The organism is Pseudomonas migulae NBRC 103157, from assembly GCF_002091715.1.
GTDB classification, from domain to species: domain Bacteria; phylum Pseudomonadota; class Gammaproteobacteria; order Pseudomonadales; family Pseudomonadaceae; genus Aquipseudomonas; species Aquipseudomonas migulae_A.
On record NZ_BDAG01000010.1, the window covers coordinates 154,924 to 169,644 of the forward strand.

At 62.0% G+C, this 14,721-nt stretch carries 12 protein-coding genes; 7 read left to right on the plus strand and 5 right to left on the minus strand.

Going from position 1 to position 14,721, the window contains the following annotated elements; genetic code table 11:
- Positions 1-35 precede the first annotated feature (35 nt).
- The 3 genes from PMI01S_RS10585 to PMI01S_RS10595 all read left to right on the plus strand — a co-directional run bounded on the left by PMI01S_RS10585 (position 36) and on the right by PMI01S_RS10595 (position 4,072).
- Positions 36-1,682: an acyl-CoA dehydrogenase family protein gene (locus PMI01S_RS10585; protein ID WP_084319729.1), complete on the plus strand. Its 1,647-nt coding sequence runs from the start codon at positions 36-38 to the stop codon at positions 1,680-1,682.
- Positions 1,683-1,859: 177 nt separating this feature from the next.
- Positions 1,860-3,359, plus strand: a complete 1,500-nt coding sequence (gene amn / locus PMI01S_RS10590) for an AMP nucleosidase (RefSeq protein WP_174602660.1) — start codon at positions 1,860-1,862, stop codon at positions 3,357-3,359.
- Between the two features lie 71 nt (positions 3,360-3,430).
- The gene (locus PMI01S_RS10595) at positions 3,431-4,072 is read left to right on the plus strand and encodes a pseudouridine synthase (RefSeq protein WP_084319730.1); all 642 of its coding nucleotides are present in this window, start codon (positions 3,431-3,433) and stop codon (positions 4,070-4,072) included.
- Here the strand turns inward: PMI01S_RS10595 and PMI01S_RS10600 are convergent.
- Positions 4,067-4,276 carry a DUF2788 domain-containing protein gene (locus tag PMI01S_RS10600; RefSeq protein WP_007937369.1) on the minus strand — a complete coding sequence of 70 codons (210 nt, stop codon included), beginning with the start codon at positions 4,274-4,276 and terminating at the stop codon, positions 4,067-4,069. The genes PMI01S_RS10595 and PMI01S_RS10600 overlap by 6 nt on opposite strands.
- A gap of 201 nt (positions 4,277-4,477) precedes the next feature.
- A complete protein-coding gene (locus tag PMI01S_RS10605; RefSeq protein ID WP_007894448.1) occupies positions 4,478-4,957 on the minus strand; it encodes an Lrp/AsnC family transcriptional regulator in 480 nt (159 codons plus the stop codon).
- Between the two features lie 575 nt (positions 4,958-5,532).
- Here PMI01S_RS10605 and PMI01S_RS10610 point away from each other — a divergent pair.
- Positions 5,533-6,561, plus strand: a complete 1,029-nt coding sequence (locus PMI01S_RS10610; RefSeq protein ID WP_084319731.1) for a DUF6515 family protein — start codon at positions 5,533-5,535, stop codon at positions 6,559-6,561.
- On the opposite strand, the gene PMI01S_RS10615 is transcribed toward PMI01S_RS10610, so the two are convergent.
- Together PMI01S_RS10615 and pmcY are read right to left on the minus strand one after the other, a co-directional pair.
- On the minus strand, positions 6,546-7,454 hold the full coding sequence (locus PMI01S_RS10615; protein ID WP_084319732.1) for a cation diffusion facilitator family transporter: 909 nt from the start codon (positions 7,452-7,454) through the stop codon (positions 6,546-6,548). The two genes, PMI01S_RS10610 and PMI01S_RS10615, sit on opposite strands and share 16 nt — an antisense overlap.
- Before the next feature lie 30 nt (positions 7,455-7,484).
- Positions 7,485-7,904, minus strand: coding sequence for a periplasmic Zn2+ metallochaperone PmcY (gene pmcY / locus PMI01S_RS10620; protein ID WP_017340970.1), 420 nt, complete (start codon positions 7,902-7,904; stop codon positions 7,485-7,487).
- Positions 7,905-8,014: 110 nt separating this feature from the next.
- On the opposite strand from pmcY, the gene hrpB reads away from it, so the two are divergent.
- Positions 8,015-10,531: an ATP-dependent helicase HrpB gene (gene hrpB, locus PMI01S_RS10625; protein ID WP_084319733.1), complete on the plus strand. Its 2,517-nt coding sequence runs from the start codon at positions 8,015-8,017 to the stop codon at positions 10,529-10,531.
- A gap of 125 nt (positions 10,532-10,656) precedes the next feature.
- Here hrpB and PMI01S_RS10630 read toward each other — a convergent pair whose 3' ends face one another.
- On the minus strand, positions 10,657-11,604 hold the full coding sequence (locus PMI01S_RS10630) for a LysR substrate-binding domain-containing protein (RefSeq protein ID WP_084319739.1): 948 nt from the start codon (positions 11,602-11,604) through the stop codon (positions 10,657-10,659).
- Positions 11,605-11,829: 225 nt separating this feature from the next.
- On the opposite strand from PMI01S_RS10630, the gene PMI01S_RS10635 reads away from it, so the two are divergent.
- Positions 11,830-13,320, plus strand: a complete 1,491-nt coding sequence (locus tag PMI01S_RS10635) for an aldehyde dehydrogenase (RefSeq protein ID WP_084319740.1) — start codon at positions 11,830-11,832, stop codon at positions 13,318-13,320.
- Positions 13,321-13,341: 21 nt separating this feature from the next.
- Positions 13,342-14,712, plus strand: a complete 1,371-nt coding sequence (locus PMI01S_RS10640; protein ID WP_084319734.1) for an aspartate aminotransferase family protein — start codon at positions 13,342-13,344, stop codon at positions 14,710-14,712.
- Positions 14,713-14,721 lie beyond the last annotated feature (9 nt).

A 14,721-nucleotide genomic window follows, 5' to 3' on the forward strand; every position in this document is an offset into this window, starting at 1 on the left:
AACTGAATTCCTTGGCTGACCAAAGGAGCCCCGTCATGAACCTGCATCAGTTCGCCGAAACCCACGAAGTCACCAACCAGCCCCCCTCGCTGGACGGCGCCAACCTGTATCGCATCGATTTGCCGTTGCAGGAGTGGTCGCGACGTTTCGGGGCCGGTTGGGCCGAATCGCGGATCGATGCTTATGGCGCTCTGGCTGGCGGGCCGCTGATGGAAGCGGGGTTTCTGGCCAATCAGAACAAGCCGGTGTTCAGCAGTCACGACCGTTATGGTCATCGCATCGATCTGGTGGAGTTTCACCCGGCGTATCACGAGCTGATGCGCACGGCGATCGAACACGGGCTGACCTCGCTGCCCTGGGCCCATCCGCAATCCGGCGCCCACGTCGCCCGCGCCTCCATGACCTACCTGCACAGCCAGGCCGAAGCCGGCAGCGGTTGCCCACTGACCATGACGTTCGCCAGCGTCCCGGCGATGCGCCTGCAACCGGACCTGGCCGAGCAGTGGCTGCCGAAAATCCTCGCCACCGAATACGACCCGCGTAACGTCGGCATGGCGCACAAGGCCGGCGTCACCATCGGCATGGCCATGACCGAGAAACAGGGCGGCACGGATGTGCGGGCCAATACCACCAAGGCGTATCCGGTCGGTGCCAGCGGTCCCGGTCAGGCCTACGAACTGGTGGGCCACAAGTGGTTCTGTTCCGCGCCGATGTGCGATGCCTTCCTCACACTGGCGCAGACCGACAAGGGGTTGACCTGTTTCCTGCTGCCGCGCCACCGCCCCGACGACACACGCAATCAGTTCTACATCCAGCGCCTGAAGAACAAACTCGGCAATTGCTCCAACGCGTCCAGCGAAGTCGAATTCCGCGGTGCACTGGCGTGGATGGTCGGTGAAGAAGGGCGCGGCGTTCCGACCATCATCGAAATGGTGGCCATGACCCGCTTCGATTGCATGGTCGGTTCCAGCTCGCTGATGCGCCAGGCCTTGACCCAGGCCAGCCATCACTGCGCTCACCGAATGGTCGGCGGCAAGTTGCTCAGCGAACAACCGTTGATGCAGAACGTGCTTGCCGATCTTGCGCTGGAAAGCGAAGCGGCCCTGGCGTTGAGCCTGCGCATGGGCAAGGCACTGGATCATCTGGATGATGAGCACGAAGCGAAATTCGCCCGTCTGGTGACGGCGGTGGGCAAATACTGGATCTGCAAGCGCGCCCCCGCCATGATCAACGAGGCCGCCGAATGCATGGGCGGCGCGGGATATGTCGAAGACAGCATCTTGCCGCGCTTGTACCGCGAGGCACCGGTCAATTCGACGTGGGAAGGTTCTGGCAACGTGCAATGCCTGGACGTGCTGCGGGCGCTGTCGAAAGAGTCTGGCGTGCTCGATGTGCTGTTCAGCGAGTTGGGCGATGGTCATGGCGACAAACGCCTGGCTGCGCACATCAGTCAATTGCAGGCGGCGTTCAAGGACACCAGCGACATTCAGTATCGTGCCCGTCAGCTCACCGAAGACATCGCCTTGGGGCTGCAGGCCAAGCTGTTGCTGGAGGCTGGCAATTCGGCGGTCAGCGATGCCTTCCTCGCCAGCCGCCTCGGTTCGGCCGGCCGCGTGTATGGCGCGTTGCCAAGGGGGGTGGAGGTGGAAGCGATCGTCGCCCGATCGACCCCGCTTTTGTAACCGCCACCGATCCAATGTGGGAGCGGGCTTGCTCGCGAAGAGGCCCTGTCAGTCGATAGAGATGTCGACTGACACACCGCGTTCGCGAGCAAGCCCGCTCCCACATTGGGGCCGTGGTGAACCTGGTGTCTGTGTATCAACACGCCACTGTTCCCGTGAAGCGACGATGCAGGCAAGATGAAGGCCTGCAAGTCAGAACACAGGATGCTGATCGTGACCGAAGCTTTTATTATCGTTCAAACCGCCGAGCAAGCCGTGGACCGGCTTGCGCTCTTGCACAATCGTGCCACCACCGCGCTGAGCCAGGCGCTCAAGCGTTACCTCAAGGATCGAGTTGAACCGGACGCCGAACAGCGTGCGATGTTTCGTTATCCTGAATTGCGTCTGACCTACCATTGCCAGGGCGAAGTCCCACAAACCACCCGCGCCTACGCCAAAGTGCAGTTGCCAGGGACCTACAGCGTCACCGTCACCCATCCGGCGGCTTTCCGTAAATACTTGCTGGAACAGCTCGTGCCGTTGATGCACGACTTCACCGTGACCGTAGAGGTCGGTGTCAGCCAGCAGAACATTCCTTATCCCTACGTGGTCGAGCAGGGCGATGAACTGGCCGGCTCCGGCGTGACCGCTGCCGTGCTGGCGCGGGTGTTCCCGAGTACCGACCTGTCCGCCGCCACCGATGGCATCGCTGACGGTCTGTACGATTGGGAAAACACCGATCCGCTGCCGCTGGCCTTGTTCGATGCTGCGCGGGTGGATTTCTCCCTGCGCCGGCTGGTGCATTACACCGGCAGCGACTGGCGCCATGTGCAGCCTTGGATTCTGCTGACCAACTACCACCGCTACGTCGACCAGTTCATCGTCCATGGCCTGGAGCAGTTGCGCAGCGATCCGCGTTTCGTGCGCATGGTTCTGCCAGGCAACGTGATCATCGAAAAGAGCATGGACCACGGCGAAGCCTCGGCGATTGCGGCCGGGGTGGTTTGGCATCGTTATCAAATGCCGGCCTATCACCTGATTGCCAGCGACGGTCATGGCGTGACCCTGGTGAACATCGGCGTGGGCCCGTCCAACGCCAAGAACATCACCGACCATTTGGCGGTGCTGCGTCCGCATTGCTGGCTGATGATTGGTCACTGCGGCGGCCTGCGTCAGTCGCAGACCATCGGCGATTACGTGCTGGCCCACGCCTACATGCGCCGCGACGGGATTCTCGACCGGGTCGTGCCGCCGAACATTCCGATTCCGGCCCTGGCCGAGGTGCAGATGGCGTTGCAGCAAGCGGCGGCCAACATCACCGGCGAGAAGGGCGACGAGCTGAAAAAACGCCTGCGCACCGGCACCGTGCTGACCTACGACGACCGTAACTGGGAATTGCGTTGGGCTCAGGAGCGTCCGCTGATCAACCTGTCCCGCGCCGTGGCGGTGGACATGGAAAGCGGCACCATCGCCGCGCAAGGTTATCGCTTGCGAGTGCCGTACGGCACGTTGCTCTGCGTCTCGGACAAACCGCTGCACAGCGAAATCAAGCTGCCGGGTTCGGCCAACGCCTTCTATGAGCGTGCGGTCAGCCAGCACTTGAAGATCGGTATCGAGGCGGTGGACCTGTTGCGCACCGAACTCAACTCGTTGCACTCGCGCAAACTGCGCAGCTTCGACGAGCCGCCGTTCCGCTAACGGTTGTCATGGTCATTTGGCGGTCGGGGCACTAGCATTAGCAGCCCTGACCGTTAGATGTTCACTTCGCCATGTCCCGTCCCCAACGTCCCGTTTCCCGCCGCCCTGGCGTGAAACCTGCGCCATCCTCTTCAGCCCCGCGCCGTGTCGCCAAAGCGCCGCCGGCCGAGCCGAAGCTGATCCTGTTCAACAAACCCTTCGATGTGCTGACGCAATTCAGCGACGGCGAAGGGCGGGCGACGCTCAAGGATTACATCGAGATTCCCGGGATCTACCCGGCAGGACGCCTGGACCGTGACAGTGAAGGCTTGCTGCTGCTGACCAACGACGGCCAGCTTCAGGCGCGGATAGCCGATCCCAGGCACAAACTGGCCAAGACCTATTGGGTGCAAGTGGAGGGCGAGCCGAGCGCCGAGCAGTTGCAGCGTTTGCGCGAGGGTGTCGAACTGAATGACGGCATGACCTTGCCCGCCGAAGCGCGGCAACTGGATGAGCCAGAATTGTGGCCTCGCAACCCGCCGGTGCGTTTTCGCAAAAGTGTGCCGACCAGTTGGCTGGAGCTGGTGATTCGCGAGGGGCGTAACCGTCAGGTCCGGCGCATGACCGCGGCAGTCGGTTTGCCGACGTTGCGCCTGGTGCGGGTGAGGATCGGTGACTGGTCGATCGAAGGGCTCGAACAGGGCCAGTGGAAAGAAGTGCCGGCGCGCTTATAACGTGCCGGATTCGATCAGGCCGATCACCACGCTTTTGATCACGAACGCGGCCACGCCCAGACCGAGCACGAAGAACAGGATGAACGAGCCAAAGCGTCCGGCCTTGGATTTTTTCGCCAGATCCCAGACGATGAAACCCATGAAAATGATCAGAATGCTGACCAGTCCGGTCATCATCCACTCTTCGAATACTGCAGGATCCATTGGACAACTCCAGCGCGGGCGGGGTTAAAAGGCGCTGGAGTATACGGTATGGGGGATTGGTGCAGTATTGGCCTGCGGCAGCGTGTCGCAGCTATTCGTCGCCTGTGCTGGCCCCTTCGCGAGCAAGCCCGCTCCCACATGTAACCGAGTTCTACCATGAGAATGCGGTCGAATGTGGGAGCGGGCTTGCTCGCGAAGGTGTCAGCTACGCAGATGAGTCAGCGGCAGTTCGGTGCTGTTCAGCACCTGATTCAGTACAAAACTCGAGCGCACACTCGTCACCCCTTCAATCCGCGTCAGATGCCCCAGCAGCAATTTCTGATAGTGATCCATGTCGGGCACCACCACCTTGAGCTGATAGTCCGCATCCATGCCCGTCACCAGGCTGCATTCCAGCACCTGCGGCAACGTACGAATCGCCGCTTCGAAGTTCTCGAACCGCTCCGGTGTGTGCCGGTCCATGCCGATCAGCACATAGGCGGTCAGGCTCAAGCCGAGCATCTTGCGGTCCAGCAGCGCCACCTGGCGGGTGATGTAGCCGTCGTCCTCCAGTTGTTTGACCCGGCGCGAGCACGGTGAAGGCGACAGGCCGATGCGTTCGGCCAGCTCCTGGTTGGAGATGCGCGCGTCGCGCTGCAATTCCGCCAAAATGCTCAGGTCGTATCGGTCGAGTTTGCTCATCAATCAGGCCTTTGTCATATCAATTGCGGCAGATTATCTATCCAGGGTTAAAAATTGCGCAAGTCATGTTTATTTGAGCAATCTTCGCAATCATCTGTCGGCGCTGCAGGCCTATCCTTATCACCAGAATCACTGCTCGGACAAACAGTCCACAGCGACTCGCCCAATCAGGCCAGTCGCGGCCGCCACCCCCACCGGGGATGTGCCGGCCCCCGAGCTGCACACTGTCCAGAAGACGGCGTGAGGTGAGCCGACGTCATAAGCGTCGAGCACGGACGAAGTTCTCAAAGGGAGGCCGACGGGTCTCCCTTTTCTTTTTGTTTTTCACGCAACCCCAGGGACGCAATACCTGTAGGAGCCGGCTTGCTGGCGATGGTGTGTCAGACACATCGATGTCGACTGACACACCATCGCCAGCAAGCCGGCTCCTACGGGGGATTTGTGTACACCCGAACAGCCAATCTTTCTTTTGCCTCCCCCTCAATAAATAAGTTGCGCGACTGATAACCTGTTGCAGAACCGGCCTGTGCTTTCCCAGTCTTACGTACAGGCCCTAACCCGCAGTGAGGAAAAGCATGAAGTCGCGCATCTGGCGTTTGGCCGGTGTTGGTTTGCTGTGTATCAGTGTCACTGCGCAATCAATGGCCGACGAGCCGCAGAACCGTGGTCCCGACAACGGGCAACGAGGCGACGGCCATCAGGGCAACAACCAGGGCCATGGGGGCAACAATCAACCGCGCCCGCAGAACACCGACATCATTCGCGGTGATAACAGTCGCCAGTTCGAGCACAACGGGCAGCCGCGCAATGGCGGTCAATGGCAAAACAATCAGCCACGAGACAATCAGCCTCGCGATTTCAACAACCCCGTTCGGCCACCGCCGCCGCCCCCCCAATTGCCGGCCAACGATCTGCCGATCCAGGGGCGGCCCGATACTGTGCGCCAGACCCAGCAGCCACAGCGTGGTTACCACAATGACGTGCCGCGGCGTAACGACAACAACCAGCACTGGCAGAACAACGGGCCGCGTCCCGATGATCATCGCTGGGCCGGTCGCCCGGACGGGCACGGTAATGGTTGGGGGCCAGGGCCGCAGTATCGTCCCGGTCATGTGATCGACCGCTTCCCGGACCGCGACTACCGCGTGCCCTATCGGGGCCAGGATTATTTCTACTCCGGCGGCTACTGGTACCGGCCGCTAGGGCCGCGCTATGTGGTGGTGCAGCCGCCGCGCGGGATTCGCGTCAGCTACCTGCCCGATTACGCCCGTGAAGTGTGGATTGGTGGTGCGCTGCTGTTCCTCGCGGCCGGGTCGTATTACGCCTACCAGGAAACGACTCAGGATTACGTGGTGGTCGAGCCGCCCGTGCAACCGCAGCCGCAACCGGTCAGCAATGGTTATGACGTGGTGGCGTATCCCGCCAACGGCCAGTCGCCGGAGCAGGTCAATCAGGACGGGTACGAGTGCTATCAATACGCGGTGCAGCAGAGCGGTTTCGATCCGCGCACGGCCACCTATCAACCGGCCCCCTCGGTGGTGCAAGCCTACCGTCAGGCTCAGGGTAACTGCCTGAGCAGCCGCGGGTATCAGGTGAGTTTCTGATTGGCCTTGGCGACCTTCACCATCTCCTGCGGGTCGGCGTGCACCAGCACTTCGGCTCGCGGGTAAGCGGCGTGAATCGCATCCGCCGCCTGATCGCTGATGCCGTGAGCCACTGACAGCGTCAACTCTCCCGGTAATTCCAGGTGCAATTGCACAAACCACTGATTGCCGGAAACCCGCGTGCGCAGGTCGTGCGCCCCCAAAACCCCCGGAACGCTGCAAGCCAGTTCGAGCATGTGCCGGCTGACATCCGCCGGCAGCTCTTCATCCATTAACACGGTAAAACTTTCCCGGGCGATCTGAATGGCGCTCCAGAGAATGTATGCGGCAATACCCAATCCGAACCACGCGTCCACCTGATGCCAACCGAAGCCGGCCAGCACCAGCGCCACCAGAATGCTGCCGTTGAGCAGCAAATCCGAACGGTAATGCAGGGAGTCGGCACGCACGGCGTTGGAGCCGGTGGCCTTGACCACCCGATGCTGCAACATCAGCAACGCCAGCGTCAGCGCCAGAGAGAACACAATCACTCCGATGCTGATCCACGGCGCACCCACCGGTTCCGGATGCTTGAGCCGTTCAAACGCCTGCAAGGCAATCAGCACCGCACTGCCGCCAATGAACAACGCCTGTGCCATGCCCGCCAGTGACTCGGCCTTGCCGTGCCCGTAACGGTGATCGTCGTCAGCAGGGCGCAAGGCGTAATGCACCGCCAGCAGGTTGAGCAGCGAGGTGACGCCGTCGAGGGTGGAGTCGGTCAACCCGGCGAGCATGCTCACCGAACCGCTCAGCCACCAGGCGATGGCTTTGGCAACGATCAAGGTGCACGCCACTGCCACCGAGGCACGGGTCGCCAGCCGCAGCAGGCGGGCGTGTTCGGAGCTGGAAATCATAGGTGCGGCTATTCCTTATAGGTGCACGAATTACGCGGCTGGTTGCAGGCCGAGCAAGGCCAGTTGCTGGGTGCTGCCCTTGTGCTGGATCAGGCGTGGGTCATCCAGCGGGAAGCTGCGGCCCAGCTCGGTTTCCAGAATAGTCTGCAACTTGTGGGTATCGACCTTGCCGTCGGCGCCGATGGCTTCCTTGAGTTTTTCCGGCGCCACCTGCGCGGTCTCGCCCGGTGCGTAGTAAATCGCGCCGGTGGCGAAGTCGACCGCAAAAGCGATCAGGCCGGGGATGATGTAGAACAGCAGGCCCACGGCATCCAGTGCAGCGATGGCCGGGTCGATCTTGCCGTCGATCTGCCCGCGACGATCAGGGTAGAAAATCGATCCGCAAGCCGTTACCTGGGTCAGCAGGGTTGCAACCAGTACACCGCCAATCAGGCGAAAGGGAACACGCATAGGAAATCTCCTGAGTCATCTGGAAAACGAAGTGTCGCCGTTATGAATTAGGACCGCGACGAACGCCGAGCAGTTCGCCGTTATACTCGCGGCTCTGTTTTGGAGCCAGCATGATTTTTTTGCCGATTGATGAAGTTTTACCCGCCCTGCGTGAAGCCTTGGCTACACGCCACGAAGCGGTGCTCGAAGCACCGCCCGGCGCCGGTAAAACCACCCGTGTGCCCTTGGCCCTGCTCAACGAGCCGTGGCTGGCCGGGCAGACCATTCTGATGCTCGAACCGCGCCGGTTGGCTGCGCGTGCGGCGGCGGAGCGGTTGGCCAGTGAGCTGGGCGAAAAGGTCGGTGAAACCGTCGGTTATCGCATTCGGCTGGACAGCAAAGTCGGCCCCAAGACCCGCATTGAAGTGGTCACCGAAGGCATTCTCACCCGACGCCTGCAGGACGACCCGGCGCTGGAAGGCGTGGGTTTGCTGATCTTCGACGAATTCCACGAACGCAGTCTCGACGCCGATCTGGCGCTGGCCCTGAGCCTGAATGGACGGGAGCTGTTTCGCGACGATCAGCCGCTGAAAATCCTGTTGATGTCGGCAACGCTGGAAGGCGAACGCTTGGCCGGGCTGCTCGACGACGCGCCAATCCTGCGCAGCGAAGGCCGCATGTACCCGGTGGAGATGCGCTGGGGCCGACCGTTCCAGCCCGGTGAATTCATCGAGCCGCGTCTGGTGCAGACCATCCTTGAGGCCTTGAATGACGAAACTGGCAGCCTCCTGGTATTCCTTCCGGGGCAAGCGGAAATCCGCCGGGTGCATCAACAACTGGCCGATGCGCTGGGCGAGAGCACGCAGGTGTTGCTCTGCCCGTTGCACGGTGAACTGGACTTGGCCGCACAACGCGCCGCGATTGATCCGGCGCCGGCAGGCTGCCGCAAAGTGGTGCTGGCGACCAACATCGCCGAGACCAGCCTGACCATCGACGGCGTGCGCGTGGTGATCGACGCCGGGTTGGCACGGGTGCCGCGTTTCGATCCGGGCAGCGGCATGACCCGCCTCGACACGCAACGGATCTCCCGCGCCAGCGCCACTCAGCGTGCCGGTCGGGCGGGGCGGCTGGAGCCGGGCGTGTGTTATCGCTTGTGGTCGCAGGATCAACACGAGCAACTGGCGGCCTACGCCAGTGCGGAGATTTTATCCGCGGACCTCGCAGGCCTCGCGCTGCAATTGGGTCGCTGGGGTGTGTCGCCGGGGCAGTTGGTGTGGCTCGATGTGCCACCCGCCGCCGCCTATGCCCAGGCTCAGGACTTGCTTGATCGCTTGGGCGCACTGGACGGTGAAGCGCTGACCCGTCACGGTCAGGCCATGGCCGAACTGCCGGCGCATCCGCGCATCGCCCATTTGCTGCTGCGCGGTCAGGCCCTTGGCTTGGCGGACATGGCGTGTGACGTCGCGGCACTGCTCGGTGAGCGGGATATCCTGCGCGGAGCGGGCGCCGATTTGCACAGTCGACTGGTGCTGCTGTCTGGCGAAGAACGTGCCGCGCGCGGTGCTCAGGGCGGTGTGCAACGGGCTCGGCAACTGGCGCGCCAGTATCGCGGTTACCTGCGCGGCAAACCGTCGGAGCCGGTCGGTGATCCGGATCATCCGCGTTGGCTCGGCGCACTGTTGGCGCTGGCTTATCCCGACCGTGTTGCGCAGCAGCGTCGAGCGGGTGGTGCGGAATATCGCCTGGCCAACGGTCGCGCGGCGCTGTTCGCTGAAGCCGACAGTTTGATGAAGCAGTCGTGGCTGGTGATCGCCGATCTCGGCAGTCGTCAGGGCCAGCGTGAGGAACGGATTTATCTGGCGGCGGATTTCGATCCGGCGTTGTTCGATTCAGTGTTGGCCGAGCAAGTGCGGGTGGTTGATCAGCTGGATTGGGACGAGCGCGAAGGCGTGTTGCGCGCCGAGCGTCAGCGCAAGGTCGGGGAGCTGATCCTCAGTCGTGAACCGTTGACCGGGCTCGATGAAACCGCACGCAGTCAGGCGCTGGTGAATCTGGTGCGGCGCAAGGGGCTGGAGCTGTTGCCGTGGACGCCGGAGTTGCGTCAGTGGCAGGCGCGAGTGGCGCTGTTGCGGCAGTTGGACCTTGATAGCAAGGATCAGAGTGAGTGGCCGGATGTCAGTGATGCTGCGCTGCTCAAAGGCCTCGAACACTGGTTGATGCCGTATCTGGGGAAGGTCTCGCGGCTCAGTCATTTTGCCAATCTGGACTTGTCGAACATCGTTCATAACTTGCTGCCGTGGCCGTTGCCGCAGCGGCTGGATGAGCTGGCGCCGCATCATTTGAGTGTGCCGTCGGGCTCGTCGATTCGCCTGGATTACAGCGAGCAGCCGCCAATTCTGGCGGTACGGTTGCAGGAGCTGTTCGGGTTGGCTGAAACGCCGCGCATCGCCGGTGGGCGGCAGGTGGTGAAGTTGCATCTGCTGTCACCGGCGCGGCGGCCGGTGCAGGTGACGCAGGACCTGGCGAACTTCTGGCGCAGCACGTACGCCGAGGTGAAGAAGGACCTGAAAGGGCGGTATCCGAAGCATTATTGGCCGGATGATCCGCTGGTGGCCGAAGCGACCGCGCGGATCAAACCCCGCAAATAGGTAAACCCGACCCTGTAGGAGCCGGCTTGCTGGCGATGGCGGTGGTCCAGTCAACAAATCGGCTGACTGACCCACCGCCATCGCCAGCAAGCCGGCTCCTACAGGATTGGGTTCACCTCAACGCCTCAAACATCCACGCACCTTGTAGGCGCCGGGTGTGATCTTTCGGCCTTGGCCGTCAGCTGTTCTCGGCAGTAATCCGCAAACAACTGCGCCGGTTTGGTCAGTTGCCCACGCTTCAGCCACGCCGCTACCAACCCCGAGCCGGTGACGTCTTCGACGATGTCCACGCACACCACTTTCTGGCCATCGTAGGTGCATTCCGAGTGCGGACGGGTAACCAGGATCGAGAAGCCGAACCCTTGGCCAACCATGCCCCGGACCATCTCGATCGACGGTGAGCTGAAGGCAATGTGTGGCGTAAGACCCAGCTCTTCGAACAGGCTGACGAAGTAGGTCCGGCTCGGTTGCACGTCCAGCAGAATCATTGGCTCCAGGCAAAGATCTCGCAGCGAGACTTGCTTGAGCTGGGCGAAGCGATGATCCGCCGGCAGCAATGCGTAAGGCCGCTGTGCGGGCATCAAGGGTTCGGTTTCGATGGTGGCGTCGAGGTCGTGTTCATAGAGGATCGCCAGGTCGAAGGTGCCTGAGGTCAGGCCTTGCACCAGCTCTTGCTGCTCGCCGTCGCGGATGCGGATTTTCACCCCCGGGTACAGCGCCGAAAACCCGGCAATCAATTGCGGCAGGTACAGCGGCGCAACCGTTTCGAAGCAGCCGATGTCGATTTGCCCGGCCACCACGTCGTTGTCGGCGAGGGCGTTCTGTTCGAACTCCTTGGCCATGCGCAACAGTTCCTGGGCCTTGCGGTAGAAGCGTGCACCGCTGGGGGTCAGGGATACGCCCTGGGCGTGATGACGGATCAGCAGTTGCACGCCGAAGCTGTCTTCCAGGCCTTTGATCGCCGTGGAAATGGCCGGTTGGGCGATGTACAGCTTGCGCGAGGCCTCGGCGACGCTGCCGCATTCGACGGTGGTGATGAAGTACTTCAATTGACGCAGGTTGTAGGCAGCCACGGCAAACCTCGGGGTGGATGGACTCGACATCCAGGCAATTTTTGCGCCGACTGCATCCGTTCTGACGACGGTGTTGTTGTGCCTGAACAATAACCACATACCGCGCAACCGTGGAGATGGGCTGCCCAGTTTTTTCATGGTCTGCGAAGACATTTTTACTATTTTTCCTCGACACGGGCCTGGGCCACCATCCAGACACAAGAAAAGCCCATGGAGCATCTGAACGTGTTCGAGCTTGCATATTGGCAAAAAAAAGCCGCTGCGCTGCAGTTTCCCGACCTGGCCGTGATCGACGGTAAAGCGCGTTCGGCGCAATCGGGCCAGACCTTCGCCGCGATCAACCCGGCCACCGGCCAGTGCCTGGCCCATGTGACCGCTTGCGGTGCTGAAGATGTCGACGCCGCGGTCAGCAATGCGCGGCAAGTGTTCGAGGCCGGCACCTGGGCGGCGCGTTCGCCGGCTGAGCGCAAGCAAGTGCTGCTGCGTCTGGCCGATCTGATCATGAGCCACCGCGAAGAACTGGCACTGCTGGATTCGCTGAACATGGGCAAACCGGTGATGGACGCCTACAACATCGACGTGCCGGGCGCCGCCGGGGTGTTTCGCTGGTACGCCGAAAGCCTCGACAAACTCTACGACCAGATCGCACCGAGCGCACAAAACGTGTTGGCGACGATTACTCGCGAAGCATTGGGCGTGGTCGCCGCCGTGGTGCCGTGGAACTTCCCGCTGGACATGGCCGCGTGGAAACTCGCGCCAGCGCTGGCGGCAGGCAATTCGGTGATCCTCAAACCCGCCGAGCAATCGCCTTTCTCCGCCCTGCGTCTGGCCGAGCTGGCGCTGGAAGCCGGGTTGCCGGCGGGCGTGCTGAACGTGCTGCCGGGCCTTGGCGAACAAACCGGCAAAGCCCTCGGTTTGCACCCGGACGTCGATTGCCTGGTGTTCACCGGCTCCACTGAAGTCGGCAAATATTTCATGCAGTATTCCGCGCAATCGAACCTGAAACAGGTGTGGCTGGAGTGCGGCGGCAAGAGCGCCAACCTGGTGTTCGCCGATTGTCAGGACCTGGATCTGGCGGCCGAGAAAGCCGCGTTCGGGATCTTCTTCAATCAGGGCGAAGTCTGTTCGGCCAACTCACGATTGCTGGTGCAGCGTTCGATCCATGACGAGTTCGTCGAGCGTCTCAAGGTGCAGGCCGAACGCTGGTTGCCGGGCGATCCGCTGGACCCGTCTAGCAGCGCCGGGGCGATTGTCGACAGCCGCCAGACCGCGCGCATCATGAAGTTCATCGAGCAAGCCGAGCGCCAGGGCGCGACCAAGGTGTGTGGCGGTCGGCAGTCGATTTTCAACGGCTCCGACAATTTCATCCGGCCGACGATTTTTACCGGCGTGACCCCGAACATGCCGCTGTTCCGCGACGAAGTGTTCGGCCCGGTGCTGGCGGTCACCACGTTTGATGACGAGGCACACGCCTTGCAGCTGGCCAACGACAGCGTCTACGGTCTGGCTGCGTCGCTGTGGACCGACGACCTCAATCGCGCCCACCGCGTGGCGCGGCAATTGCGCGCGGGCACGGTGTCGGTGAACAGCGTCGATGCGCTCGACGTGACGGTGCCGTTCGGCGGTGGCAAGCAGTCCGGTTTCGGCCGTGACCTGTCGCTGCACTCATTCGATAAATACACCCAGTTGAAGACCACCTGGTTTCAGCTGCGCTAAAAACAAAACGGAGAACTGGCGATGACCACACCACGTGAAACCCGCGACTACCAGGCCGCCGACGCTGCGCACCACATCCACGCATTCGTCGATCAGAAGGCGCTCAACGACGAAGGGCCGCGGGTGATGGTCCGTGGCGAGCGCCTGCACCTGTGGGACAACGATGGTCGGCGTTACCTCGACGGCATGTCCGGGCTGTGGTGCACCAACCTCGGTTACGGGCGCAAGGACCTGGCGGCGGCAGCCACTCGACAGCTTGAGCAATTGCCGTACTACAACATGTTTTTCCACACCACCCACCCACAAGTGATCGAGCTGTCGGAGCTGTTGTTCAGTCTGTTGCCGGGGCACTACAGCCACGCGATCTACACCAACTCCGGCTCCGAAGCCAACGAGGTGCTGATCCGCACCGTGCGTCGTTACTGGACGATCCTCGGCAAGCCCGAGAAGAAAGTCATGATCGGTCGCTGGAACGGTTATCACGGCTCGACGCTGGCGGCGACGGCGCTCGGTGGCATGAAGTTCATGCATGAAATGGGCGGCATGCTGCCGGACATCGAGCACATCGACGAGCCGTACTTCTTCGCCCACGAAGGCAACCTGACCCCGGACGAATTTGGCTTGCGGGCGGCGCAGCAACTGGAAGCGAAAATTCTCGAACTCGGCGCGGACAAGGTCGCCGGGTTTATCGCCGAACCGTTCCAGGGCGCGGGCGGGATGATCTTCCCGCCAGAAAGTTACTGGCCGGAAATTCAGCGGATCTGTCGCAAGTACGACGTGCTGTTGTGTGCTGATGAAGTGATCGGCGGCTTCGGTCGCACTGGCGAATGGTTCGCCCACGAGCACTTCGGTTTCGAGCCGGACACGCTGTCGATCGCCAAGGGTCTGACCTCGGGTTACATCCCCATGGGCGGGCTGATTCTGTCGAAGAAAATGGCCCGGGTGCTGGTGGAGCAGGGCGGGGTGTTTGCCCATGGCCTGACCTATTCGGGGCACCCGGTGGCGGCCGCAGTGGCCATCGCCAACCTCAAGGCATTGCGCGATGAAGGCGTGGTGACTCGGGTCAAGGATGACATCGGGCCGTACCTGCAAAAGTGCTTGCGCGAGGTGTTTGGTCATCACCCGTTGGTGGGGGATATCCAGGGTGTCGGGATGGTCGCAGCGTTGCAATTGGCCGAGGACAAAGCCAGCCGCAAGCGCTTTGCCAATGAGAACGACATTGCCTGGCGCTGCCGCACGATCGGGTTTGAGGAAGGGGTGATCATTCGCTCGACGCTGGGGCGGATGATCATGGCGCCGGCGTTGATTGCCAGTCGGGAGGAAGTGGATGAACTGGTCGGCAAGACCTTGAAAGCGATGGATCGTACGGCTCAGGAATACGGCCGGCTCTGACCTTGTAGG